A 24,332-nucleotide genomic window follows, 5' to 3' on the forward strand; every position below is an offset into this window, starting at 1 on the left:
GTCAGCCCTCCTGGGTCTCTGCCGGAGCGTCGGCCACCGCGGTGGCGGCACCCGAACGCCCGGCCTCGGTGCTGGTCGCCGTGGTGCCCTGCGAGCCCGAACGGCGGGGACGGCTCGGCCGCTCACGACGTTCGCGACGCTCGCCGGACGGCGCGGCGGTCGCGGTGACCTCACGCTTGCCACCGACGATGTCGCCCTTGTAGATCCACACCTTCACGCCGATGCGGCCGAAGGTGGTCTTCGCCTCGTACAGGCCGTAGTCGATGTCGGCGCGCAGCGTGTGCAGCGGCACCCGACCCTCGCGGTAGAACTCCGAGCGCGACATCTCCGCACCGCCGAGGCGGCCCGAGCACTGCACCCGGATGCCCTTGACGTTCGGCGAACGCATGGCCGACTGGATGGCCTTGCGCATGGCACGCCGGAACGCGACGCGGTTCGACAGCTGCTCGGCCACACCCTGCGCGACGAGCTGGGCATCGCTCTCGGGGTTCTTGACCTCGAGGATGTTCAGCTGCACCTGCTTCTTGGTGAGCTTCTCCAGCTCGGCGCGGATGCGGTCGGCCTCGGCGCCGCGACGGCCGATCACGATGCCCGGACGCGCGGTGTGGATGTCCACCCGCACGCGATCCCGGGTGCGCTCGATCTCGACCTTCGAGATGCCCGCCCGCTCCATGCCGGTGGCGAGGAGCTTGCGGATCGCGACGTCTTCCTTCACGTAGTCCGCGTACTGCTTGTCCGCGTACCAACGCGACTTCCAGTCGGTGGTGATACCGAGGCGGAAGCCGTGGGGATTGATCTTCTGTCCCATTTACTGCGCCCCTCCCTTCCGGCGATTACGTGAGGAGGCACTGGCAGCGTTAGGCAAGCTCTCGACCTCGATGGTGATATGGCTGGTCCGCTTGCGGATCCGGAACGCCCGGCCCTGCGCGCGCGGCTGGAACCGCTTCAGGGTGGCGCCCTCGTCGACGTAGGCCGTCGAGATCACCAGGGTGTCCGGATTCAAGCCGAAGTTGTTCTGGGCGTTGGCCGCCGCCGAGGCCACGACCTTGGCGACCGGCTCGCTGGCGGCCTGCGGCGCGAACTTCAGGATGTTCAGCGCGTCCTCGACCCGCTTGCCGCGGACCATGTCCACGACGCGGCGAGCCTTCATCGGCGTCACGCGAACGAATTTCGCGGTCGCGCGCGCGGTCGTGATCTGAGTATCAGTGCTCATCGCCGCTTGCTCTTCCGATCTTCCTTGACGTGGCTCTTGAACGTCCTGGTCGGCGCGAACTCACCGAGCTTGTGCCCGACCATGTTCTCCGAGACGAACACCGGCACGTGCTTGCGGCCGTCGTGGACCGAGAACGTGTGCCCGATGAAGTCGGGAATGATGGTCGAACGACGCGACCAGGTCTTGATGACCTGCTTGGTGCCCTTCTCGTTCTGGACGTCCACCTTCTTGAGGAGGTGTTCGTCGACGAACGGGCCCTTCTTGAGGCTGCGAGGCATGTCTTGACCTCCTCCTTAACGCTTCTTGCCGCGGCGGCGGACGATGAGCTTGTCGCTCGGACGGTTGGGTTTACGGGTACGGCCCTCCGGCTGACCCCACGGCGAGACCGGGTGGCGACCACCGGAGGTCTTGCCCTCACCACCGCCGTGCGGGTGGTCGACGGGGTTCATCACGACACCACGGACCGTGGGGCGGCGGCCCTTCCAGCGCATGCGACCGGCCTTGCCCCAGTTGATGTTCGACTGCTCGGCGTTGCCGACCTCGCCGACGGTGGCGCGGCAGCGCACGTCGACGCGACGGATCTCGCCGGAGGGCATACGCAGGACGGCGTAGGCGCCTTCCTTACCCAGCAGCTGGATGCTCATGCCCGCGGCCCGGGCCAGCTTGGCGCCGCCGCCGGGACGCAGCTCCACCGCGTGGATGGTGGTACCGGTCGGGATCGAGCGCAGCGGCAGGTTGTTGCCGGGCTTGATGTCCGCACCGGGACCGGACTCGATCCGGGTGCCCTGGCTGATGCCCTTGGGCGCGATGATGTAGCGCTTCTCGCCGTCGGCGAAGTGCAGCAGCGCGATGTTCGCGGTCCGGTTCGGGTCGTACTCGATGTGCGCGACCTTGGCCGGGATGCCGTCCTTGTCGAGGCGACGGAAGTCGATGATGCGGTAGGCCCGCTTGTGCCCGCCACCGCGGTGACGAGTCGTGATGCGGCCGTGGGCATTTCGACCACCGGACTTGCTCAGCGGGCGCAGCAGCGACTTCTCGGGCGTCGACCGGGTGATCTCGGCGAAGTCGGAGACGGACGACCCGCGGCGTCCGGGGGTTGTCGGCTTGTACTTACGAATTGCCATGAGTTCTTCTCTGCTTTCTGGAATCCCCGCCGCTTACGCGACCGGGCCTCCGAAGATCTCGATGGGCTTGCTGTCGGCCGAGAGGGTCACGAGCGCGCGCTTGGTGTCCTTGCGCTTGCCGTAACCGAAGCGGGTCCGCTTGCGCTTGCCCTGACGGTTGGCGGTGTTGACGCTGGTCACCTTCACGCCGAAGACCTTCTCCACGGCGATCTTGATCTGCGTCTTGTTCGCGTCCGGGTGCACCAGGAAGGTGTAGGTGCCCTCTTCGATCAGTCCGTAGGACTTCTCCGAGATGACCGGCGCCAGCAGGATGTCGCGGGGGTCGGCTTGCACTTGGGTGGGCACGATTACTTCCCTTCTTCCTGTGCGGCCTCGGCGGGGCCGTGCACGAAGGCGTTCAGGGCCTCGACGCTGAACACCACGTCGTCACTGTTCAGCACGTCGTACGTGTTGAGCTGATCCGGGGCGATCGGGTGCACGTTCTGCAGGTTCGCCACGCTCTTCCAGGCGGCGAGATCCTCGCGGCCGACGACGACCAGCAGCTTGCGGCGGTCGGTCAGCTCGGCCAGGAAGCTCTTGGCGGCCTTGGTCGAAGGCGTCTGTCCCGCAACGAGTTCGGTGATCACGTGGATGCGCTCGCTGCGCGCGCGATCCGACAGCGCGCCGCGCAGGGCGGCGGCCTTCATCTTCTTCGGCAGCCGCTGGCTGTAGTCGCGCGGCTGCGGGCCGTGCACGGTGCCACCGCCGGTGAACTGCGGGGCGCGGGTCGAGCCCTGACGGGCGCGGCCGGTGCCCTTCTGGCGGTACGGCTTCTTGCCACCGCCGCGGACCTCGCCGCGGGTCTTGGTGGCGTGCGTGCCCTGGCGGGCCGCGGCCTGCTGGGCCACGACGACCTGGTGCATCAGCGCGATGTTGGCGGTCACGTCGAAGATCTCGGCGGGGAGGTCGACGGTGCCGTTGGTCTTGCCGCCCGGCTCTTTGACCGGCAGCGTCAGGTTGGTCTTGGTCTCGGTGCTGGTCATGCCCGGGCACCACCCTTCACAGCGCTCTTGACGATCACGACGCCGCCCCTGCGGCCCGGGATCGCACCCTTGATCAGGAGCAGGCCGTTCTCGGCGTCCACCTTGTGGACCGAGAGGTTCTGCGTGGTGACGCGGTCGTTGCCCATCCGGCCGGACATGCGCATGCCCTTGAACACGCGACCCGGGGTGGAGCAGCCGCCGATCGAACCCGGCCGGCGGTGCACGGCCTGCGCGCCGTGCGAGGCGCCCTGGCCGCGGAAGCCGTGGCGCTTCATGGTGCCGGCGAAGCCCTTGCCCTTGCTGGTACCGGTGACGTCGACGAACGCGCCCTCTTCGAACACCTCGGCGCTGATCTCCTGGCCGACCTCGAACTGCGAGGCGTCGGCGACGCGGATCTCGGCGATGTGGCGGCGCGGGGTCACGCCCGCCTTGGCGAACTGGCCGGAGACCGGCTTGGTGACCTTGCGCGGGTCGATGGCGCCGAAGGCGACCTGAACGGCGGAGTAACCGTCGCGCTCGACCGTGCGGATCTGGGTGACGACGTTCGGACCGGCCTTGACGACGGTCACGGGAACGACGCGGTTCTTTTCGTCGAAGACCTGGGTCATGCCGAGCTTGGTGCCCAGGATGCCCGCGGCCGGACGAGTCTTGTTGTCAGTCATATTCGAGGTCCCCGTCACTGAATGTTGACGTCGACACTGGCCGGGAGGTCGATGCGCATGAGGGCATCCACCGTCTTCGGCGTCGGGTCGAGGATGTCGATCAGCCGCTTGTGCGTGCGCATCTCGAAGTGTTCGCGCGAGTCCTTGTACTTGTGCGGCGAACGGATGACGCAGTACACGTTCTTCTCGGTCGGCAACGGCACCGGCCCGACGACGCGGGCACCGGTGCGGGTCACCGTCTCGACGATCTTGCGCGCAGACGCGTCGATCGCCTCATGGTCGTAGGCCTTGAGCCTGATGCGGATCTTTTGTCCCGCCACGCTGAGTGTCCTTTTCTCCGCTTTCGTCGTACTCCCGGAGTCGCCTCCCGAAGCACCCTCGTTTGCATGCCCGAACCCGAAGAAGTCACAGCAGACGTGTCCGTCTCAACCAACGACCGGGACTGGACCCGATCCATCGCCGCTGTTCATCTGTCATGGTTCTTCCGGTCCACGCGGTCGGGCGTGTCGCTTTGCCGCTCATTCTTCGGCCCCGGCATGGTTTCCCCTGGGCCTCGGAACGGTGTCCCGGACGTATGCCCGCCGGACTCGACGGGATACAAGTTGGGTACTGCTCGCCCGCTCCGATCAGGTCGAATGCCGCATGGACAGACGCCACCCGGTGCAGGCAACCCGAACAGTATGCAGGACGGCCGGGGGCGCCTCCAAATCGGGGGTGCTGTGACTCCCGCGACGCCTTACAGCGCCAGCTCGAGCCGCCCCGGTCGAGTCCGGCGCCAGACCACCGCGACGAACACCAGCAGCCCGACCAGCGGCAACGAGCCCACGACCCAGCTCAGCGCGAGCGGCGGGCCGGGCTGATCGAGCACGCGGACGTGATCGAGCACCCCCTCGCCGTGCCCCTGCGGCCCGTCGATGGCGAAGGTGAAACTGTAGTCGCCGGGATCGTCGTACGCCTTCACGTCCAATCCCCACGAGTCCAGTTTGCGGGGGTGGCGGACCAGCGGCCGGGTGCGGTCCTTCAGCCCCGGACCGCGGACCGTGAGCGTGCCGGACTTGTCCGCGATGCCGCCCTCGGGCGCGAAGGTGAAGTCCAGCGAGCGCATCGCGCGGATCGGCCAGGTGGAGAAGCCGACGGTCACCGCGTAGGGCCCCGCCTGCACGCGTTCGGTATGGACGATGTTCACCGGCGCGTAGGCGGCCGCCGGGCCCGCGGTGACCAGGGCGAGCACGACGAGGGTCGCGAGCGCGACCAGGATCCGGCGGGTCATCGGTGAATCTCCTTGTCCGGGGCCAGCATTCGCAGCATGGCGGCGAATCGGCCGCCGAGGAATCCGGCGAGCAGGCCGAGCGGGACGCCGACCACCGCGGTCGCCAGCACCTCGCGCGCGCCGACGTGCGCGCCGGGATCGGTGAGCGCGAATTGCAGCGGCATGGTGACCGCGATGATCACCCCGACGACGACGCCGAGCGCCGGAACCAGCTTGCGGGCATCGATCGCCCGCGCCCGCCCCCACCGGAACGCGCCCTCGACCACGAGGGCGGCCACGCCCAGGAACATCGGCATCATGCTCGGGAAGGTCGGTGGGCGCGACCGCAATCCGTCGCGCAATGGGAGCCCGACCGCGTGCGCGTACACCTGCACGGCCCACGGCGAGAACCACCACAGCAGCGCCTGCAACGCCCCGACCGCCAGCGCCAGCACCAGCGCCGCGCCGGGCCGATCCAGCAGGAGCGTCCCGACGATCAGCAGCAGCGACGCGCACAGCACCGCACCGGCGAACACCGGATCCACCGGCAGGTCCAGCCGATCGAAGGCCACGAACGGAATCGGCATGTGCGACACCAGGACCGCGACGGCCGCGACCACCCCGGCCCGGCCCCAGAGTTCGTCGCGGTGGGCGGCGAACACGATCAGGCTGCCGATCATGGTGATGGTCATCGACAGGAACAGCGCCACGTGCGAGGGCGTGTCCAGGACCGCGTCGAAACCGTAGATGGAATGCCATTCGAGATCGAGCAGGCCGTAGAGCAGGAACGACGCCGCGCCCGCCCCCGACACCATGTACCCCAGCGGGACCGTGAGCGCCCCGCCGAACACGCGGACCGGGGTGCCGCCCGCGCGCGGCACCGGCCGCCCGGCCCGCTGCGCGGCGGTGGCCAGCAGCACCATGGCGAGGCTGGCGAATCCGGAGATGGCGCTGCCGGAGTAGAGGAACAGGTGCGGCAGCGTGAAGAAGGTGTCGGGCCCGACATCGTTGTGCCACTGGATGTCCCAGCTCACCCCGACGGTGGTGACGACGGTGCCGAGCAGGACGATCCAGGCGCCCGCGCGGGCGGCCGTGCCGGTGTCCGGCGGCGCGTCGGTCGTGACGGTGCTCATCATCTGCCTTCCTCGATCCACAGGGGGAATTCGATTCGATCCTCGCCCCCGGCGGTGACCAGCGACAGCCGCAACTGCCAGGGGCCCGCCGACATGAAGTGCACCGACTCGGCGCGGAAATGCCCGGGGCTCAGGGTGTTCGCCATGACCGGGGGCGCGGCGTAACCCATGCGCGGTTCGATCGCCTCGAGATGGACCATGGCGTCGGTGTCGTGACCGTCCCGGTCGGTGAGGGCGATATCGACCACGCTGCCGCCGGTGCGGGGCGGACGCACGGTGACCGTGACGAGGTGCCGTTCGGTGCCCGAGCGCAGCGTGAGCGATCCGGCGGGCCGCGGCCACAGCAGCCAGGCGAGGAGCACGACCAGGGCGACGATCGCGGCGAGGCCGAAAACCGTTGCGCGCCGGGCGTTCCGGGAGACGGTCATCGCGGCATCTCCTCGGCCGCCGCCACCTCGACGACGATCGGCACGGTCAATACGGTGTAGTCGCGTTCGGCCTGGACCCAGACGCGGTAGCGGCCCGGGGCCGGGAAGGTGTAGGTGAACGGCACGTCCGGCCCGTAGGCGGCGACGGTCTCGTCCGGCGTGCTGTCCCCGTTGACGACGGGCATGAGCATCGGTCCCCCGCTCGATTCCGCCATACCGGACATGTGCCCGGCGTGCGCGGACCCGGGCATCGATCCCATGGGGTGCGCGTGACCCCACACCGGCGAATCCCGCACGGCCGCCGCGATATCGGCGGTGTCGGCGATCGGTCCGGCGACGATCAGATGGCCGACCATGCCGAGCCAGGGTTGCAGTTCGGGCCGGTCGCCGAACCGGGCGGTCAGGGTGGTCGGCGTTCCGGCGCGGGGCGATGTGGTCGTGATCGTGACCGGGACGCCCCCGACGGTGGTCGCGGCGGTGCTCCCGGCGGCGACGCGGACTGGTTCTATGGGCGCGGCGGCCGCTCCGGGGCCGACGGTGAAACCCGTTGCGGCCCGGACCAATTGCACCCCGCCGCCGCGCCGGGCCAGTTCCGCCGCCACGGCGTACCGGCCCGCGGAGGACGGCGTCAGGTGCGCCTCGTAGCGCCCCGGCCCGGTCCGGATGGGATGCAGATGCAGCAGGTCTCCGCTCGGCCCGACCACCAGCAGATGCATGAGCGCGCTGTCGTGCACCAGCAGATCGTCCACGCTCGCGCCGGTGGCGGCGTCGGTGAGCGCCAGGCGCACCTCGCCCGGACGGCCCGCCGTCAGTTCGCCGTTCTCGACCGTCAGCAGCACCGGCGGCCGGGAGAAGTCCGAAAGCCGGGGCTGCCCTTGGGCATAGGGGTTCGTGAGGTTGTCCACCGTCGGATCGAGCTGCACACCGGGCTGCGGGGGCAGGGGCATCGAGGCCGACAGCACGGCCGCCGTGGCCGCCACCGCGACCCCGGCCACCATGCCGCCCGCCGGGAGCGCGGCCCAGGCGGTGCGACGCGCCCGGACCGCCACGAGGATCGACACCGGCAACAGCACACCGGCCACCAGGAAGCCGCCGTACACCACCCGTTCGGGCGGCGAGACGACCTGGGCGGGCACCGCGAACGGAATGCGGGCGACCCGGGTGCCATCACCGAGGGTGAGTTCCCACGGTCCGGCGCGGTCCACGGTCAGATCGGTGCCGTACATGCCCGGGGCGGCGGCCAATTCGAGCTCGCCCCGCGCGGTCGGCGCGCCCGGTGCTGGCCGATCCGCCGCCGCGCCCAAGGGCACCACCGCCACCGCGAGCCGGCCCGGGGCGGTCCCGGCGTGCGTGACGGCCTCGACGCGCAACGGGCCGGGAATCGAGGTCACGCGCCGCAGCACGATGGTGAGTTCGCGGTCGCCGAGGGTCTGGGCGACCTGGATGTCGTTGCCGAACGACGGCGAATCGGCCTGGGCCGGTGCGAGGTTCGCGAGAACGAGGATCAGCGCGGCCACCAGTAGATACATCACGCGACCCGGAACGGCGCGTTGGCGGAGGGTGGTCACGGGGTCATGGTAGGAACGCGGCGGACGCGAGGGCATCACGCTCCGAGGTGATCCCGGATCCCCCGCGAGAGTGACGCGCTCTCGGGGGGATTCGGGGTCGGCGACCGTCAGTCCAGGTCCTGCACGACGATCGTGTTGTGGCCTTGGTAGACCGACGGGTTGACGAGGGCGAAGCCGATCCGGCCCTGCGGGGCGCGCGCGGCCTCGGTGAACACGGCGGGCAGATCGGCGTAGACGTAGTAATCGTCCTGCGGCAATTGGGATTTCGCGTCGACCCAGTACTGGGTGTTCGGGAAGACCCGCTGCAACACCGCCGGAACGGGGCTGCCCGCGACCGCGACCGTCTCGTTGTGGTCGAGGCCGACGCCGAGCACGATGCCGCTCTCGGTGTCGTTGATGACCGGCTTGAAGGCGGCCGCCGGGCCCGCCGTGACGGCCGCGGCGACGACGCCGCCCGCGAGGGCGGTGCCGATCGTCGCGGCGATGGTTCGAATACGCATGGCTCAACGTAGCAAAGACCACCGAACTTACTCAGAAGTAAGATAGCGGTATGACGAAAGAGACGACCACCCTCCGCGGCTGGAAGCGGCTGCCCGACAACCGGCTGGGACACACCCTGTTCTCGCTGGCGATGGTGGCCCGGGTGCCCTACTTCGGCACGGTGCTGCCGACCGTGGTGCGGCTCGAGCCGGGCCTGTGCGAGGTGCGGGCGCCCAAGTGGTTCGGCATCCACAACCACCTGGGCACCTTCCACGCCATCGCCGCCTGCAACCTCGCCGAGGTGGCCATGGGAATGCTCAGCGAGGCAACGGTTCCCACCACGCACCGCTGGATTCCCAAGGCTATGAACGTGCAGTACCTCAGCAAGGCCGAGACGGGATTGCGCGCGGTCGCCCAACTGCCCGAGGTGCCCGACTTCGACGCGCTCACCGAGGGCCGCGACCTCGTGGTGCCGGTGTCGATCTACGACGCCTCGGGCCAGGAGGTGGTGCACGCCGACATCACCACCTGGATCACCCCGAAGTAGGTCAGCAGGGCGGCGCCGCGGCATCGGCCAGGGCCGCGGCCACCAGGGCCACCGCGCGCCGATCCTCCAACAGCCCGGAGTGGTCGACCGGATGCGGCCCGGCGCAGCCGTCCTGCACCCAGAGGTTGCGGTTCGCGCCGCCCGGCGCGGCCAGCAGGGCGGTGTCGGTCGGGGTGATCACCTCGTCGTCGCGGCTGGCGATGGCCGTGTAGGGGATGCCGGGCAGCGTCTCGGCGGGCGAGTTGAGTTGTGCCAGAACGGCGGAGCCGACGGTCTGCTGGACGCCCGCGCTGCCGAACACCTGGGCCGCGATGTGCGGTCCGTCCAGACCCAGCCGGGCGAGGTCCGGATATTTCGCGGGCAGGTCGGCGAAGGTCGACCCGCGGTAGGGCGTGCCGAGGGTGACCACGCGGGTGGCCTCGTTCGGATGCGCCCGCAAGTACTGCCGGATCACCGTGCCGCCCGTCGAATGCCCCACCAGCGCAACGCGTTCCGCCCCGGTCGCGACGCGCACGCTGGTCACGAAGGCGGCCAGTTCCGTCGCCGAGGTGGCGATGTCGGCCACCCCGTACAGCGTCCGGCCCGACAGCGCGGCGCCGATCGGACCGAGTCCGGGCCACGCGGGACCGGCGTTCCCGCTGACCGCAGTGGTGAGCACGGGCGCCCGGCCGAGGTTGGCGGCGAACACGCAGTACCCCTCGGCGCGCAGCGCGGGCGCCAGGACCGCGAAACTGCGCGGCGCGTCGGTCGCCGAACCGTGCACCAGCACAACGGGATTCGGCTTGCCGGGCGCGGGGCGGCAGGCGAAGTCGTTGGCCCCCTCGAGGCCCGGGACCTCGACCGGCTGGGCGGCGGCCGGGGCCGCGAGCGCGAGCGCGCCCGTGACCAGCGACGCGACCGCCACCGCCAGGCGGCGGGAGATCGAGCCCATCGTCAGACCCCCAGCCCCGCGGCCAGCACCGGCCACGAGTCCTTCAGATCGTCCTGCCAGTAGCCCCACGAGTGGGTGCCGGTGGGCCGGAAGTTGTAGGTCGCCGGAATGCCGAGGCTGTCGAGCCGGGTGCGCATATTGCGCGAGCAGTAGTCGGCGCCCGCCTCGATGACCCCGCCGACCACGATCTGATTGGCGAACAGCCACGGCCCCGGCAGCGAGTACTTGCCGCCGTAGACGTCGTAGACGCCGGGGATGCCGGTGCCGTTGGAGATGTAGATCGCCTTCCCGCGCAGCCCCTCGGCCTGCACGTACGGGTCGTTGCGCACCCAGTTGGGGTCGTCGGGCGGGCCCCACATGTTCTGGACGTTCGCCAGGCCCCACTCCTCGACGGTGAGCCGGACGAACTCGTGGCCGATGGGGTCGCTGGTCTGCGCGCAGCCGCTGTAGGCGGCCACGGCCTGGTACAGGTCCGTGGTGGTGGCCGCGAGCGCGAGGGTGGTGGTCGCCGACATGGAATAGCCCGCGATGCCGTTGCGGCCGTTCGCGTTCAGATGGGCGTTCAGCAGGGGCGGCAATTCCTCGGTCAGGAAGGTGCGCCATTTGTTGCGGCCCAGTCGCGGGTCGTCGCGCTCCCAATCGGCGTAATAACTGAACATGCCGCCGATGGGTGTGACGACATTGACATTTTTATCCGAAAGGAATTGCCAGGCATCGGTTTTGGTGGCCCAGGTCGCGCCGTCCTCGCCGCCGCCCGCGCCGAGCAGTAGGTACAGCACCGGCCGCGGCACGCTCTGATCGGCGGCGCGCTGCACCTGCACGGGGATGTCGGCGTCCATGGCCGCGGAGTGCACGGTCAGCGTCTGATGCCGGGCGTCGTCGGTGGTGACCTGGACGATCGCGGGTTCGGCGGGTGCGGCACGGCCGGGCGCCGCGGTCAGCCCGCTCCCGGCGGCGAGCACCGCGGCCGCCGCGATCCATCCGGCGGCCCGCCACCGACGCCGGGTCCGCACCTCGTTCTTGTTCACCCGCTCAGGTTATGAACGCTCCCAACGCATTTCACGACAGAATTTGCTGGGACAAGATTTTTCGGGGCGTAACACCGGGTGGCCGGAACCCGATACGAACCGCTTGGTTGAATTGACCCATGAGTGGTCGGCGGGTCCGGGCGGATGTGTGTGTGGTGGGGCTCGGGCCCACCGGTCGGGCGCTGGCGCACCGCGCGATGCGGGCGGGGTTCGACGTGGTCGCGATCGACCCGCGCCCGGAACGGCCGTGGGTGCCGACGTTCTCCTGCTGGGCGGACGAGTTGCCGGACTGGTTGCCCGACAGCGCCGTCGCGTCCCGGATCGCCGCGCCGACAGTATGGACCACGAGCGAGCATCGCATCGATCGGCCCTACTGCGTACTGTCCAAACACGGCCTGCGCGCGGCGCTCCCGCTCGACGAGGCGACCGTGCTGACTGGCCGGGCCACCGCGGTCGGCGCGCGCCGGGTGGAACTGGGCGACGACACCGTCGTGACCGCGGCGGTGGTCTTCGACGCGCGCGGGCTGCCCTCCCCCGGCTCCCGGCGCACCGCCAGCGCGCACGGCATCTTCGTCGACGCCGAGCGGGCCGCGCCCATGGTCGGCGAGGGCGAGGGGCTGCTGCTGGACTGGCGCCCCGAGAACGGGGCGGGGCCCGACGAGCCGCCGTCGTTCCTCTACGCGGTGCCGCTCGGCGACGGCACGGTCGTGTTCGAGGAGACCAGCCTCGGCCTGCGCGGCGGGATGCCGCAACGGGAACTGCGGCGGCGCACGCTGAATCGGCTTGCCGCGCACGGGATTCGATTACGCGGCGACGAACCGAGCGAGGCCGCGCACTATCCCCTGGATCAGCCGCCGCCGCGCCCGGGTTCGTCGATGGCGGTGCCGTTCGGAGCGCGCGGCGGCATGATGCATCCCTGCACGGGCTACAGCGTGGCCGATTCGCTGGCCCTGGTCGACACCGCGATCGAGGCGGTGCGGGCCGGACGGGACCCGATCCGGGACCTGTGGCCGCTGCGCGCGCGGCTGGTGTACTGGATGCGGGAGCGGGGGTTGTGGGGGCTGGGGAGATTGACCACGGCACAGTCGGTCTCGATGTTCGAGGCGTTCTTCACCGCCTCGCCGCGCCAGCAGCGGGCGCTGCTGTCGGCGCACGAGGACTACGCCGCCCTGGGGGCGGTGCTGTTCCTGACCGTGGCGCGGACGTGGCCGTTCCGGTGGCGGTTCGATCTGGTGGGCTGGACCAACCGCGACCGCTGGGTGGGTTACGAGTACGGGCCCTCAGACCCAGTTCTCGATCCAGTACTTCCAGATGACGGGGGCGTAGGCCGCTAGCGGCGGCACCACGATATCGGTGCCCGCCAGCGCGATCGTGGTGTTGCGGCAGTCGAACCAGCAGCCGAACTCGCTGTGCTCCAGCACATCCCGGGGCACGCCCAGTCGCGGCAGCACCCAGCTCGCGCCGGGCACCCGCAGGAACAGCTCGAGGGTCTCCTTGGGCATCACCTCGACCAGGCGCGGCGCCCCGGCCTGATCGGCGAACAGGTTCAGCACGTCGGCGGCGGTCTGGCGGCGCGGATCGACGAGATGGTAAGTGCGCCCGGATCTTCCGGGCAGGTGCGCGATGTGGTCCAGGGCGCGGGCCACGAAATCGACCGGAACCATATTGGTTTCGCCGAGTTTGGGCACCACCAGCGGCAGCAGCCGCGGCAGCTGCGCGGCCATCCGCAGCAGCCGGAAGAGGTGGTACGGGCCGGTGATGCGGTCGATCTCGCCGGTGCGGGAGTGGCCGATCACGATGGCGGGCCGGTAGATCCGCCACGGCACCCGATCCTGGTCGCGGACCGCGCGCTCGGCCTCGAACGCGGCCCGCTGGAACGGGGTGAGCAGCACCTGCCCGATATCGAACATGTCCTCGGTGTAGAGCCCCTCCACCGCACCGGCCACCTCGACCGTCGACACGTGGTGCAGCATCCGGACCTCCAGCCGCTCGGCGACCTCGACCAGATGGCGCGTCCCGAACCCCGTCGCGTCGTGGCCCCCGGCCAGATGGAAGACGTGCTCGATCGAACCCCGGTGGCGCGCAAGCCAATCCGGGTCGATTCCGAGCCCGTGCACGTCCAGATCCCCGCGCACGGCACGCACCCGGTCCCCGCCCACCCACTCCCGCACGCACCGATCGAACCGGTACGCCGAGTCCACCCCCGGCCGCACCACCACGAAGACCTCGTCACCGCGCTTCAGCAACTCGGGGACGAGATATCGCCCGATCCACCCAGTAGCCCCGCTGACCAGGTATGCCATAGCGTCAGCCTATCGCCAGGGGTATGGACGAGATCACCGGCACTAGCCGAAGACGGCCTTGCGCTTCTGGAGCATGGCCGACGCGCCCTCCGTGAAATCAGCCGATGTCAAAAGCTCCATCTGCCCGGCCTTTTCGGCCACGAGCGCGGTGTCGAGGGAGGCGAGGGCGGCCTGGTTGAGGGCGCGCTTGGTGAGTTCGAGGGCGCGGCGGGGGCCGTTGGCCAGCTTCGCGGCCACCGCCTCCACCTGGGCGTCGAGTTCGTCGGCGGGCAGGACCGCGGTGAGCAGGCCGTACCGCTTCGCCTCGGTCACCGGCAGCCGCTCGCCCAGCAGGGCCAGTTCGGCCGCGACCGCGCGGCCCGCGGCGGCGGCGACCATCGCGGCGGCCCCGCCGTCGGGCATCAGGCCGATATTGATGAAGGCCAGCAGCAGGTAGGAGTCGTCGGCGGCGTAGGTGAGGTCCGCGGCCAGGGCGATGCCGACGCCGATCCCGGCCACCGCGCCCTTGACGCGGGCGATCACGGGCACCGGCGCGTCCACGATCGCGCGCACCAGGCGGTTGGCCTGATCCATGGTCATCTCGGGGGTGACCCCGCGCGCGACCTCGGCCGCCGAGGCGGACAGGTCCGCGCCCGTGCAGAAGTCCGAACCCTCGCCGGTCAGCACGATCGCGCGCACCGACGTATCGTGTGCCACCTCGGTGAAGACGTCGGCGAGCGCGACCATCGTGTCGTAGTCGATGGCGTTCTTGCGCCGGGGGTTGGTGATCGTCACGCGGAGCACCCGGCCGTCCCGGATCGCGCTGAACTTGGTGCCGGTAGTCGGTTGGTCGAGCTGGCTCATTGCTACTCCCGGAAGTGGACCGCCGCCGCTGACGCACGCGCCAGAATTGTGGTTAACTTTGCGAATTGTGGTTAACTTAGGTTGACTGGTCGGGCGCTGTCAACAACGGCGGCTCGATAGAAGGAGAGGTGTATGGTCGCGGATCGCAGCGAGGCCGGGCTCGCATCCGCGCGACGCCAACCCGTCCAGCGCCGGCCCAAGGATCGCAAGGCGCAGATCGTGCGGGTCGCGGCCCGCGCGTTCAGTGAACGGGGCTATCACCCGGTCGGCGTGGACGAGATCGCTGCCGAGGTCGGCATCTCCGGTCCGGCCCTGTATCGCCACTTCACCAACAAGTACGCACTGCTGGTCGCCGCGGCCGAGGCCGGGGCGCGGCAGCTGCTCGAGGTCGCCCAGGGCACCGACGACCCGGAACTCGATCCGGAATCACGACTCACCGCGCTGATCCGGGCGCTCGCCGAGCACACCATCGAGGTGCGCCGCGAGGGCGGGCTGTACCGCTGGGAGCGCCGGTATCTCGAGCGCGAGGACCGCGTCCGCATCCGGGAGATCTACGACGGGCTGCACGCGACGGTCGAGGGTGCCCTCGCCGCGCGGCGACCCGAACTGCCCGACGCGGACGTGCGGCTGCTCGCGACCGGCATGCTGGGCGCGATCGGCAGCATCACCGCGCACCGGACCGCGCTGGCCACGGGACGGCTGACCGAACTGCTGATCGACATCTGCCACGCGCTGCTCGTCACCGAGCTGCCGCCCGCGCCGACGCAGCCGGCCCCGCGGTCGCCCGTGCGCGGCCTGCCGCTGAGTTCGAAACGCGAACAGCTCCTCACGGAGTCGATCCGGATCTTCGGCCGCCAGGGTTATCACGAGGCCAGCATCGAGGAGATCGGCGCGGCCGTGGGCATCAACGCCTCGAGCGTCTACCGCTACTTCACCAGCAAATCCGATCTGCTGGCCGCGGCCTTCCACCGCACCGGCGAGCGGGTCGCGATCGCCAATGCCGAGGCCCTCGCCGAGGCGACCAGCCGCGCCGACGCCGCGACCCGCATCGCCGCGCGCTTCGCCCGGCTCACCTTCGCCATGCCGGAGATCCTGCCGGTCTACTTCGCCGAGTTCTCCAATCTGCCCGCCGCCGAACAGCAGAAGCTGCGGTCCATCCAGCGGCAGAACGTGCTCGAGTGGGCGCATCTGCTCGACGGCGATCCGGCCGAGGCCCGCTTCCGCGTACACGCCGCCATCGCCCAGGTGGTGGACGCCGGGCGGCGGCTCAAATTCGATCCGCGGCCCGAAAGCCTCGCGCGCGTCCAGGCTTTGATGACCGCGGTGCTGCTGGGCTGATGGCCCCCGTCTCGGCGGCCCGGCGGAGGGACCCGCTTCTCAGGCCCCCGTCTCGGCGGCCCGGCGGTATCCGCGAATCGCGGGGTAGGTGAAGACGACTACGAACCCGACCACCCAGGCGAGGGTCTTCAGCAACGGCACCGCGACCGGGCCGTCCCAGGCCAGCCCGCGCATGGCGTCGATGGCCGTGCTCATGGGCTGGTTCTGCACGGTCTTCTGCAACCACATCGGGTAGGCGAAGACCGGCACGAAGCCGGAGTTGAAGAACATCAGCAGCGTATTGATGATGCCGATGACGTTCACCAGCATCACGCCCTCGGAGAAGGTGGCCAGCGCGGTCACCAGCACCGCGAACGCCACCCCGAACAGCACCGGGATGAGCACCACCGCGATCGAGGCGAGCGGCCCGTTCCAGAACCGGAAGCCGATGCACACCCCGACCGCGATGACGAACAGCGTGGTCACGAACACCCGGACCGCCTCGGCCAGCAGCCGTCCCGTCAGCCCCGCGGCCCGATGGATGGGCATTGTCCAGAACCGGCCCAGCAGGCCCGTGTACTTCTCGCCCTTGAACCCCAGCGCGCTGACCACCGCCCCGGACATGGCCGCCACGAGCGTGATCATCGGGACCGTGCCGTAGACACTCGGCATCCCGGTCGCGCGGGTGATCGAATCGCCCAGCACCACCCGGAACATGAGCAACGTCAGCGCGGGATAGAGCAGCGTCTGAATGGTCGTCGCGGGATCGCGCGCCCACACCAGCAGCAGCCGCTTGCACTGGATCAGGCTGTGCCGCACCCACGTCGACACCGCGCGCTCCGAGCGCGGCGCCACGACCGGCAGCACGCCGACGGATTCGATTCGATCGACGGTCTCCACAGCACTCACGAACGCCTCACACTCGCCCAGATCGCCAGCGGCACGAAGCACGCCGCGAGTCCACCCAGCCACACCAACGGCACCCACAACACGTGCCAGCTCACCCCGCCCGCCGCCATATCGCGCATGGCGAAGGAGAACTGCGAGATGGGCTGATTGCGCACGAACGGTCGAATCCAGTGCGGGAAGCCGCTTTCCGGCACGAACCCGCACGAGAGCATCCCGAAGATCAGCGTCGGCAGCGTCAGCGCCTGACTCAGCGACTCCGGGCTCTTGGTCAGACACCCCAGCGCGTCGGCCCCGATCGCCAGCACGGTCCCCACCGCGAGCGAGAACGCGCAGAACAACGCGGCCTGCCCGAAGCCCGCGACGAACCGGAAGCCGATGATGTACCCGAAGACGATCGCCGCGATCAGCGAGGTCACCGAGCGCACCAGACCCGCGGAGATGCGCGAGGTGAGCGGGACCAACATGCCGATGGGCATGGTCTGCATCCGGGTGTTGAGCCCGGTCATCGATTCGAACGCGGCGATCTGCGCGTTGGACATCATCGTGAACGACATGGTCTGCAACACGATGATCGGCATGACGAACTGGGCGTAGTCGATGCCGCTGAACTTCATCACGAACTTCAGCGGCAGATAGAAACCGAGCGTGAACACCAGCGGCGTGACGACCGCGACGATCAGCTCGCCCTTGGTGGCCATGGTCCACACGATGCGCCCGGTCAGCGCCCGCCACTGGGCGAAGGCGGACAGCCGCGCGCGGGGCATGTCGCTGAACAGACGCGCCCGCGCGTCGAGGGCGGGAGCGCTCACGGGCGGCCGCCCGAGTGGCCGGTGATCGAGAGGAACACGTCGTCGAGCGAGGGCCGCCGCAGCGCGATGTCGGCCAATTCGACTCCCGCCGAATCCAATCGGCGCAGCGCCTCGGCGAGGGTGGCCGCGCCGTCGGGGGCCGGGATCGAGACCCGGTCGGACCCGTCGAGTTCGGCGCGCACGGTCTCGGGGACCAGATCGCCCAGGGCGTCGACCGCGGCGCGCAGCCGGGTCGGGTCGAGCGGAACCACCTCGCAGTAGCTGCCGCCGGTCTTCTCCTTGAGTTCGTCGGCGGTGCCCTCGGCGATGACCGTGCCCTTGTCGATGACGATGATGTTGTCCGACAGGACGTCGGCCTCCTCGAGGTACTGGGTGGTGAGCAGGACCGTGATGCCCTGGTCCTTGAGGGCGTTCACCAGATCCCACACGCCCTGGCGGCTGCGCGGGTCCAGGCCGGTGGTCGGCTCGTCGAGGAAGACCACCTCGGGCCGCACGACCAGTCCGCAGGCGATGTCGACGCGGCGGCGCATCCCGCCCGAATAGTGCCGGACCGCACGCTTGCCCGCGCTCACCAGATCGAATTCCTCGAGCAGGGTGTCGGCGCGCTGTCGGGCGGCCTTCTTGCTCAGACCCATCAGGCGGCCGAACAGTTCGAGGTTCTCGCGGCCGGACAGATTCTCGTCCAGGGCGGCGTACTGCCCGGTCATCATGATCGAGCGGCGCACGCCGGCGGGATCCTTGCTCACGTCGTGTCCGGCCACCACGGCCGTGCCCGAATCGGGGCGCAGCAGGGTGGACAGGATCTTCACCGTGGTCGTCTTGCCCGCGCCGTTGGGGCCGAGAATGCCCAGCACCGAGCCGCGTTCGGCGGTGAAGCTGATGCCCCGCAGGGCGTGGACGTCGCCGAAGGATTTGCGGACCTCCGAGACCGCCACGGCGGGCGCACCCGGCGCGGGGTGCGATTCTGCGTTGTCCAAGCTCGGCATCAACTCTCCACTATCGGGGCCCGGGGGGCGTCGAATGGTGATCCCTTCCAACCGCGCCGATGTTACTGGTCGTGCGCCTCGGTACCCAGTTCGCGAATCGGATATTTGTGTCTTTACTCACAATTCGTAATACCTGTCGGTACGACTCCGGATCGGCGCTGGTCCGGGGCCGGACCATCCGGTATGCCGCGCGGACCGCTCCTTGTCCGTGCAACGTCCGCGCCCATAGTGTGGCGGACGAGGGGAACCGACACCGACTCAGCTGTTCGAGAGGTGACCAATGGCCGAGTCCGCCCGAGCGCACACGGCGGCGCATCCGCCGGGCCGCTCGAAGGTCCTGACATCCTATGATCCGCGGACCGGCGAGGCCGTGGGCGATCATCCGATCATGGGCACCGGCGAGGTGACACGTACCGTGCGGGCCGCGCGGCAGGCCGAGAAGTGGTGGACCTCAATCGGTTTCGCCGGGCGGCGGCGCTGGCTGCTGGACTGGAAACGCGCGATCGCCCGCAATGCCTCGGAACTGGTGGAGACGGTCTGCGCCGAGACCGGCAAGCCCGAGGTGGACGCGGCCATCGAGGTCATGCTCGCGGTGGAGAATCTGGACTGGGCCGCGCGCAACGCCGAATCCGCCTTGGGCCGAAGGCGTCTGGGCTCCACCTGGCTCACCCGCAATCAGCGCGCCTCGGTCGGCTATCTGCCGTTGGGCGTGGTCGGGGTGCTCGGGCCGTGGAACAATCCGGTGTTCACGCCGATGAGTTCGATCGCCTACGCCATGGCCGCGGGCAACGCGGTGGTGTTCAAGCCCAGCGAACTCACCTCCGGCGTCGGCGTGTGGCTGGCCGACAGCTGGGCGCGGCTGGCCCCGAATCAGCCCGTGCTGCAAGCGGTTACCGGCGACGCCGGCACCGGGGTCGCGCTGTGCCGGGCGCGCGTGGACAAGATCGCCTACGCCGGGCCGGAAGCCGGTGCGCGCGAGGTCATCTCGCTGTGCGCGCAGACCATGACGCCGGTGGTGGTGGAGCGCGCGGGTAAGGGCTCGATGGTGGTGCAGGTCGACGCCAAACTCGACGATGCCGCCGAGGCAGCGGTTTTCGGGGCCATGTCCAACGCTGGGCAGAGTCCGGCCGGGATCCAGCGGGCCTACGTCGCCGAATCGGTCTACGAGCCGTTCCTGGAACGCGTTGTGGCCCAGGCCCGTAAGCTGCGGCCCGGCGGCGACCGCAAGGCGTCCTACGGTCCGATGATCCTCGAGGCGCAGATCGAGGTGGTGCGGCGCCAGGTCACCGACGCGCTCGCCCGCGGTGGGCGGGCGGTGGTGGGCGGGCTGGAGTCGTTCCGGGAGCCCTATATCGAGCCGATCGTGCTCACCGACGTGCCCGAGGAGAGCCTGGCGATCACCGGCGAGGCGGTCGGGCCGGTGCTCATCGTGAACCGGGTGGCCACCATGGACGAGGCGGTGGAGCGGATCAACGCCGCCGACCACGGGCTCACGGTGCCGGTGTTCAGCCGCGACGTGAGCGCGGTCCCCGAACTCGCCGAACGCATCAGAACCGGTGTGGTGACCATCAATTCGTCGATGACCTACGCCGGGATCCCCTCGCTGCCGTTCGGCGGCGTCGGCGAGTACGGCCAGGGCCACGCCCACGGCGAGGCGGGCCTGCGCGAGTTCAGCCGCACCCTCGCCATCGCCCGCAAGCAATACCGCGCCCCGGTCAACCTCTCCACCTTCGACCGCCACCCCCGGCATCTGCGGATCGCCCGGCTCATCTTCCGGCTCCGGCACGGGCGGATCTGACGGGTCGGTCCAGTCCATCCCCCTACGCGACGGATGTGGCGGACCGGGCGCAACTCTTCAGGGAGGCGATGTAGGCGGCCATGGCGTCGCGGTTGCGGGTGAGCAGGTCGATGCGCTGGGTGAGGCGGGCGCACTGGTCCTCGAGGGTGGCGAGGATCTCCGGGGAGGCGTCGGCGAAGTGGATGTCGTCGGGGTCGCCCAGGCACGGGAGGATCTGCTTGATGAGGCGGGTGGGCAGGCCCGCCTCGAGCAGGCCCCGGATGTGGATCACCTGGTCGACCAGGCGCTCGTCGTAGTCGCGATAGCCGTTGGCGCAGCGGGCGACTCGAATGAGGCCCTGTTCCTCGTAGTAGCGCAGCAGGCGCGGGGAGGTGTTGGTGCGCCGGGCGAGTTCACCGATTCGCATATGCTCCACCTCACAAGGATTCGGCTTGACCTTCACATCTGTGTGAGGGTTTCAGCATAGCGGCATGAGCACCGACATCACCCTCTACGACTACAGTCCCATCACCGAGCGGGAGCCGATCCACTGGCCCGACGGCAAGCGGATCGCGTTCTACGTGGGGTTGAACATCGAGCACTTCTACGTCGATCTGCCCGGCACCTCGACCTACGAGGGCACGACCGCGCTGGTGCCGGACGCGCTCAACTACGGCTGGCGCGACTACGGACCCCGGGTGGGCATCTGGCGGCAGATCCAACTCCTGGACAAGTACGGGATTCGCGCCAGCGCGCTGCTGAATTCCGATGTGGCCGAGCGTTATCCACAGATCATCGCCGCCGGGCGCGAGCGCGACTGGGCGTGGCTGGCACACGGCAGCAGCAACAGCCACCTGCACACCGGACTCGCGGAGGACGCGGAGCGCGGCGTGCTGCGCGACATCGTCGAGACCATCGAGAAGGCCACCGGGCAGCGGCCGAACGGCTGGATGGGTCCGGGCCTGACCGAAACCTTCCACACCCCGCGGCTGCTGGCCGAACTGGGCCTGAGCTACGTCCTGGACTGGACCAACGACGATCAGCCGTATCGGCTGAATGTGCCCGGGCTGCTGAGTGTTCCGTACTCGGTGGAGCTCAACGACATCGGCGTCTTCGTCACCAAGGGACTGACCGGACCGGACTTCGTGCGCATGGTCACCGATCAGGTCGATCAGCTGTACGCCGATTCCGCCGACAGCGGGCGGGTGCTGGCATTGGCCTTGCATCCGTTCGTCACCGGGCAGGCGTTCCGGCATCGGTATCTGGACGAGGCGCTGGACTACGTCGTCAATCACGAAGGGGTGTGGGTCACCACGAGCGACGACATCGCCGCGCACTTCGCGAATCAGGACCCGGTGACGGTCAAGTAGATCAGCGCACTTCGTACTCAGGACCCGGTGACAGTCAAATAGATCAGCAGCACGTTGAGGGTGCTGATGACGGCGGCGATCAGCCAGGCGAGCGCGGTGGTCACGCGATGGTTGACGTGCTCCCCCATCAGGGCGCGGTCACTCGTGAAGCGCACCAAGGGAATCAGCGCGAACGGGATGCCGAACGACAGCACCACCTGCGAGACGATCAGCGCCCGCGTCGGATCTATGTTCGCGGCCAGGATGATCAGCGCGGGGACCAGCGTGACCAGCCGCCGGGCCAGCAGCGGGATCCGGCGGCGCAGCAGGCCCTCCATGATCATGGCCCCGGCGTAGGCGCCCACCGACGTGGACGCCAGCCCCGACGCGAGCAGGCCGACGGCCAGCAGCAGCGCGGCCCACGGCCCGAGCGAATCGCGCACCGCCGCATGGGCGGACTCGATGGAGTCGACGTCCTCGCGTCCGCCCAGCGTGTGCGCGGCCATCAGCAGCATGGACAGATTCACCGCGCCCGCGATGAGCATGGCCGTGCCCACGTCCCAGCGGGTGATGCGCAGCAGGCGAATTCGCGTCGCGCGGTCCTCGGACCGGCCGTGCCGGTCCCGGGTGAGGGCCGAATGCAGATAGATCGCGTGCGGCATGACCGTCGCCCCGATCATGGCGGCGGCCAGCAGCACGCTCTCCGGGCCCGAGAAGCGCGGCAGCAGACCGCCGATCGTGTCCGGCACCGACGGCGGCGAGATGACCACGCTCGCCACGAACCCCACCGCGATGATCGCCAGCAGCCCGATGATGACCCGTTCGAACGGCTTCTGCCCGCGCCGGTTCTGCACGGTCAGCAGGACCATCGACACCACGCCGGTGACGAGCCCGCCGACCAGCAACGGCAACCGGAACAGCAGATGCAGCGCGATCGCCCCGCCGACCACCTCGGCGAGATCCGTTGCCATGGCGACCAATTCGGCCTGCGCCCAATAGGCCAGCCGCGTCGGCCGCGTCGCCCGATCCCGCACCACCTGCGGCAACGTCCGCCCGGTCACCAGCCCGAGCTTGGCCGAGAGGAACTGCACGAGGGCGGCCATCGCATTGGCCACGACGATCACCCACACCAGCAGATAACCGAACCGCGCGCCCGCGCTGATATTGGCGGCCACATTCCCCGGATCGACATACGCGATCGCCGCGACGAAGGCCGGCCCGAGCAACACGGCGGCCGAGCGCACGCGGCGCAGTGCACCCCTGGGTTCGGCCACGGTCGTACTCATATATGGAGTTTACGGGCACCCTAACTTTTTGTTGAGGGGTGTCCGGAAAAATGTGATTCGGGCTACTTGCGCGGTATGCCCTGCCCTCGGCCGCTGGGGCGGCCGAGGGCAGGGACAGAGGAGGCCGCGCTCCCGAGGAAAGGACAGGGCACGCTGCATGGGCGGGAAAGAGGAGGCCGCGAGCCCACCCTCCCCCGGGCGGCCTTCCCCTTGTCCCTGCATCCGGCCGCCCCAGCGGCCGGATGCAGGGCGAAATGAACTCGGAGACAGACCCTTTGGGCTAGATCCCCAACCCGTGGGCCAGCACGGGCCACGAGTTCATGAAGTCGTCCCGCCAGTAGCCCCACGAGTGGGTCCCGGAGTTGCGGAAGTTGTAGGTGGCGGGGATGCCCAGGTTGTTCAGCTTGGTCTGGAGGTTGTGGCTGCAGTAGTTGGTGCCCGCCTCGATGACGCCGCCGATGACGATCTGGTTGCCCAGGCCGTAGGAGCCGGGGAGGGCGTAGGGGCCGTCGAGGGTGTCGTACTGGCCGGGCAGGCCGTTGCCGCTGGAGATGTAGAGCTCGGTGCCGCGCAGCTTCTCGGCGTTGATGTACGGGTCGTTCTCCACCCAGGCGGGGTTGTCGTCGTCGCCGTACATGTTGCGGACGTCGCCGCCGCCCCACACGTTGACGGTCAGCTTCACGAATTCGCGACCGGCCGGGTCGGCGGTCTGGGCGCAGCCGGAGTAGGCGGCCGCGGCCTTGTACAGGCCGGGCTTGGCGATCGGCAGGTTCAGCACGGTGGTGCCGGAGGTGGACAGGCCCGCGATGGCGTTGACGCCGTTGGTGCCCAGCGCGCCGTCGATCAGCGGGGGCAGTTCCTCGGTGAAGAACGTCTTCCACTTGTTGCGGCCCAGCACCGGATCGTCCTGCAACCAGTCGGTGTAGTAGCTCCACTTGCCGCCGATGACCTGCACGACATTGACGTTCTTGTCGGCGAGGAACCCGTTGACGATATCGGTCTTCTTCACCCAGGAGGCGTCGTCCTCGCCGCCGCCCGCGCCGTTGAGCAGATACAGCGACGGCCGCGGCACCGAGGCGTCGGCCGGACGCTGGATGTCGACCGGGAAGGTCTCGTCCATGGCGGCCGAGTAGACGTAGAGCCGGATGTTGCGGTCGTCCTTGTAGGTCGCCTTGCTGATGTGGGATCCGTCGGGCGCCTTCGGGTCGGCCAGCAGACTCTTCGACGCGATGATCGGGTCGTCCGCCGAGGCGTTGGTCGCTCCGACTCCGGCGACCACGCCGGCGAGAACTCCTGTTGCCGCGAGCACTGCCGCAGCCCTGAGACCACTACGCCGGAAGTGTCGACGAATCAATGTTCACACCTTCG

General features: G+C 69.5%; 28 protein-coding genes. 5 read left to right on the forward strand and 23 right to left on the reverse strand.

Features of this window, described 5'->3' with window-relative positions; all coding sequences use genetic code 11:
• Position 1: 1 nt before the first annotated feature.
• The 13 genes from rpsC to ACWDSJ_RS06425 all read right to left on the reverse strand — a co-directional run bounded on the left by rpsC (position 2) and on the right by ACWDSJ_RS06425 (position 8,899).
• Complete coding sequence (rpsC, locus tag ACWDSJ_RS06365) at positions 2–808, reverse strand: 30S ribosomal protein S3 (protein ID WP_387362964.1); 807 nt, start codon at positions 806–808, stop codon at positions 2–4.
• Positions 809–1,213: a 50S ribosomal protein L22 gene (gene rplV / locus ACWDSJ_RS06370; protein WP_387362967.1), complete on the reverse strand. Its 405-nt coding sequence runs from the start codon at positions 1,211–1,213 to the stop codon at positions 809–811. It abuts the gene before it with no gap.
• Positions 1,210–1,491, reverse strand: a complete 282-nt coding sequence (gene rpsS, locus ACWDSJ_RS06375) for a 30S ribosomal protein S19 (RefSeq protein WP_019931198.1) — start codon at positions 1,489–1,491, stop codon at positions 1,210–1,212. The genes rplV and rpsS overlap by 4 nt, the downstream gene beginning before the upstream one ends.
• A gap of 15 nt (positions 1,492–1,506) precedes the next feature.
• Entirely contained in the window at positions 1,507–2,337 is an 831-nt protein-coding gene (rplB, locus tag ACWDSJ_RS06380) for a 50S ribosomal protein L2 (protein ID WP_387362970.1), read from the reverse strand.
• A 33-nt stretch (positions 2,338–2,370) separates the two neighbouring features.
• Complete coding sequence (gene rplW / locus ACWDSJ_RS06385; RefSeq protein ID WP_387362973.1) at positions 2,371–2,682, reverse strand: 50S ribosomal protein L23; 312 nt, start codon at positions 2,680–2,682, stop codon at positions 2,371–2,373.
• A 2-nt stretch (positions 2,683–2,684) separates the two neighbouring features.
• Positions 2,685–3,359, reverse strand: coding sequence for a 50S ribosomal protein L4 (gene rplD, locus ACWDSJ_RS06390; RefSeq protein ID WP_387362976.1), 675 nt, complete (start codon positions 3,357–3,359; stop codon positions 2,685–2,687).
• Positions 3,356–4,021 carry a 50S ribosomal protein L3 gene (rplC, locus tag ACWDSJ_RS06395; protein ID WP_387362979.1) on the reverse strand — a complete coding sequence of 222 codons (666 nt, stop codon included), beginning with the start codon at positions 4,019–4,021 and terminating at the stop codon, positions 3,356–3,358. Before rplC ends, rplD begins: the two co-directional genes overlap by 4 nt.
• A 14-nt stretch (positions 4,022–4,035) precedes the next feature.
• Complete coding sequence (gene rpsJ / locus ACWDSJ_RS06400; RefSeq protein WP_003938093.1) at positions 4,036–4,341, reverse strand: 30S ribosomal protein S10; 306 nt, start codon at positions 4,339–4,341, stop codon at positions 4,036–4,038.
• Positions 4,342–4,757: 416 nt separating this feature from the next.
• Complete coding sequence (locus ACWDSJ_RS06405) at positions 4,758–5,291, reverse strand: hypothetical protein (RefSeq protein WP_450029683.1); 534 nt, start codon at positions 5,289–5,291, stop codon at positions 4,758–4,760.
• Positions 5,288–6,406: a hypothetical protein gene (locus ACWDSJ_RS06410; RefSeq protein ID WP_450029685.1), complete on the reverse strand. Its 1,119-nt coding sequence runs from the start codon at positions 6,404–6,406 to the stop codon at positions 5,288–5,290. The genes ACWDSJ_RS06405 and ACWDSJ_RS06410 overlap by 4 nt, the downstream gene beginning before the upstream one ends.
• Positions 6,403–6,831, reverse strand: coding sequence for a hypothetical protein (locus tag ACWDSJ_RS06415; protein WP_450029686.1), 429 nt, complete (start codon positions 6,829–6,831; stop codon positions 6,403–6,405). Before ACWDSJ_RS06415 ends, ACWDSJ_RS06410 begins: the two co-directional genes overlap by 4 nt.
• Positions 6,828–8,360 (reverse strand): hypothetical protein, encoded by a 1,533-nt coding sequence (locus tag ACWDSJ_RS06420; RefSeq protein WP_450030012.1) that lies wholly within the window; start codon positions 8,358–8,360, stop codon positions 6,828–6,830. Before ACWDSJ_RS06420 ends, ACWDSJ_RS06415 begins: the two co-directional genes overlap by 4 nt.
• Positions 8,361–8,506: 146 nt before the next feature.
• Positions 8,507–8,899, reverse strand: a complete 393-nt coding sequence (locus ACWDSJ_RS06425; protein ID WP_387362997.1) for a hypothetical protein — start codon at positions 8,897–8,899, stop codon at positions 8,507–8,509.
• A gap of 50 nt (positions 8,900–8,949) precedes the next feature.
• On the opposite strand from ACWDSJ_RS06425, the gene ACWDSJ_RS06430 reads away from it, so the two are divergent.
• Positions 8,950–9,426, forward strand: a complete 477-nt coding sequence (locus ACWDSJ_RS06430) for a hotdog fold domain-containing protein (protein WP_450029689.1) — start codon at positions 8,950–8,952, stop codon at positions 9,424–9,426.
• A gap of 1 nt (position 9,427) precedes the next feature.
• Here ACWDSJ_RS06430 and ACWDSJ_RS06435 read toward each other — a convergent pair whose 3' ends face one another.
• A complete protein-coding gene (locus tag ACWDSJ_RS06435) occupies positions 9,428–10,357 on the reverse strand; it encodes an esterase/lipase family protein (RefSeq protein ID WP_450029691.1) in 930 nt (309 codons plus the stop codon).
• Between the two features lie 2 nt (positions 10,358–10,359).
• Entirely contained in the window at positions 10,360–11,385 is a 1,026-nt protein-coding gene (locus tag ACWDSJ_RS06440) for an alpha/beta hydrolase (protein ID WP_450029693.1), read from the reverse strand.
• A 119-nt stretch (positions 11,386–11,504) separates the two neighbouring features.
• On the opposite strand from ACWDSJ_RS06440, the gene ACWDSJ_RS06445 reads away from it, so the two are divergent.
• The gene (locus ACWDSJ_RS06445; RefSeq protein ID WP_450029695.1) at positions 11,505–12,719 is read left to right on the forward strand and encodes a lycopene cyclase family protein; all 1,215 of its coding nucleotides are present in this window, start codon (positions 11,505–11,507) and stop codon (positions 12,717–12,719) included.
• On the opposite strand, the gene ACWDSJ_RS06450 is transcribed toward ACWDSJ_RS06445, so the two are convergent.
• Both ACWDSJ_RS06450 and ACWDSJ_RS06455 read right to left on the reverse strand, forming a co-directional pair.
• Entirely contained in the window at positions 12,666–13,688 is a 1,023-nt protein-coding gene (locus ACWDSJ_RS06450) for an SDR family oxidoreductase (protein ID WP_450029697.1), read from the reverse strand. The two genes, ACWDSJ_RS06445 and ACWDSJ_RS06450, sit on opposite strands and share 54 nt — an antisense overlap.
• Before the next feature lie 42 nt (positions 13,689–13,730).
• Entirely contained in the window at positions 13,731–14,531 is an 801-nt protein-coding gene (locus ACWDSJ_RS06455) for an enoyl-CoA hydratase (protein WP_450029699.1), read from the reverse strand.
• Positions 14,532–14,663: 132 nt separating this feature from the next.
• Between ACWDSJ_RS06455 and ACWDSJ_RS06460 the strand changes: the two genes are divergently transcribed.
• A complete protein-coding gene (locus tag ACWDSJ_RS06460; RefSeq protein WP_450029701.1) occupies positions 14,664–15,869 on the forward strand; it encodes a TetR/AcrR family transcriptional regulator in 1,206 nt (401 codons plus the stop codon).
• Between the two features lie 39 nt (positions 15,870–15,908).
• On the opposite strand, the gene ACWDSJ_RS06465 is transcribed toward ACWDSJ_RS06460, so the two are convergent.
• Genes ACWDSJ_RS06465 through ACWDSJ_RS06475 form a run of 3 tightly spaced genes read right to left on the reverse strand, consistent with a single transcriptional unit; the run spans position 15,909 to position 18,552 of the window.
• Positions 15,909–16,748, reverse strand: coding sequence for an ABC transporter permease (locus tag ACWDSJ_RS06465; protein WP_387363100.1), 840 nt, complete (start codon positions 16,746–16,748; stop codon positions 15,909–15,911).
• Positions 16,749–16,753: 5 nt separating this feature from the next.
• A complete protein-coding gene (locus ACWDSJ_RS06470) occupies positions 16,754–17,521 on the reverse strand; it encodes an ABC transporter permease (protein WP_450030015.1) in 768 nt (255 codons plus the stop codon).
• A 41-nt stretch (positions 17,522–17,562) separates the two neighbouring features.
• Entirely contained in the window at positions 17,563–18,552 is a 990-nt protein-coding gene (locus tag ACWDSJ_RS06475; RefSeq protein WP_450029703.1) for an ATP-binding cassette domain-containing protein, read from the reverse strand.
• Between the two features lie 280 nt (positions 18,553–18,832).
• Between ACWDSJ_RS06475 and ACWDSJ_RS06480 the strand changes: the two genes are divergently transcribed.
• Positions 18,833–20,350, forward strand: a complete 1,518-nt coding sequence (locus ACWDSJ_RS06480; RefSeq protein ID WP_450029705.1) for an aldehyde dehydrogenase family protein — start codon at positions 18,833–18,835, stop codon at positions 20,348–20,350.
• A gap of 22 nt (positions 20,351–20,372) precedes the next feature.
• Here ACWDSJ_RS06480 and ACWDSJ_RS06485 read toward each other — a convergent pair whose 3' ends face one another.
• Complete coding sequence (locus ACWDSJ_RS06485) at positions 20,373–20,756, reverse strand: MerR family transcriptional regulator (RefSeq protein WP_450029707.1); 384 nt, start codon at positions 20,754–20,756, stop codon at positions 20,373–20,375.
• Positions 20,757–20,820: 64 nt separating this feature from the next.
• Here ACWDSJ_RS06485 and ACWDSJ_RS06490 point away from each other — a divergent pair, with 64 nt between their 5' ends.
• Positions 20,821–21,699 (forward strand): polysaccharide deacetylase family protein, encoded by an 879-nt coding sequence (locus ACWDSJ_RS06490; RefSeq protein ID WP_450029709.1) that lies wholly within the window; start codon positions 20,821–20,823, stop codon positions 21,697–21,699.
• 17 nt (positions 21,700–21,716) lie between these two features.
• Here the strand turns inward: ACWDSJ_RS06490 and ACWDSJ_RS06495 are convergent, their stop codons facing one another.
• Together ACWDSJ_RS06495 and ACWDSJ_RS06500 are read right to left on the reverse strand one after the other, a co-directional pair.
• Entirely contained in the window at positions 21,717–22,964 is a 1,248-nt protein-coding gene (locus ACWDSJ_RS06495) for an Nramp family divalent metal transporter (protein ID WP_450029711.1), read from the reverse strand.
• Positions 22,965–23,244: 280 nt separating this feature from the next.
• Positions 23,245–24,273, reverse strand: coding sequence for an alpha/beta hydrolase (locus ACWDSJ_RS06500; RefSeq protein ID WP_387363034.1), 1,029 nt, complete (start codon positions 24,271–24,273; stop codon positions 23,245–23,247).
• Between the last annotated feature and the right edge of the window lie 59 nt (positions 24,274–24,332).

This window comes from Nocardia sp. NPDC003482, assembly GCF_053588115.1.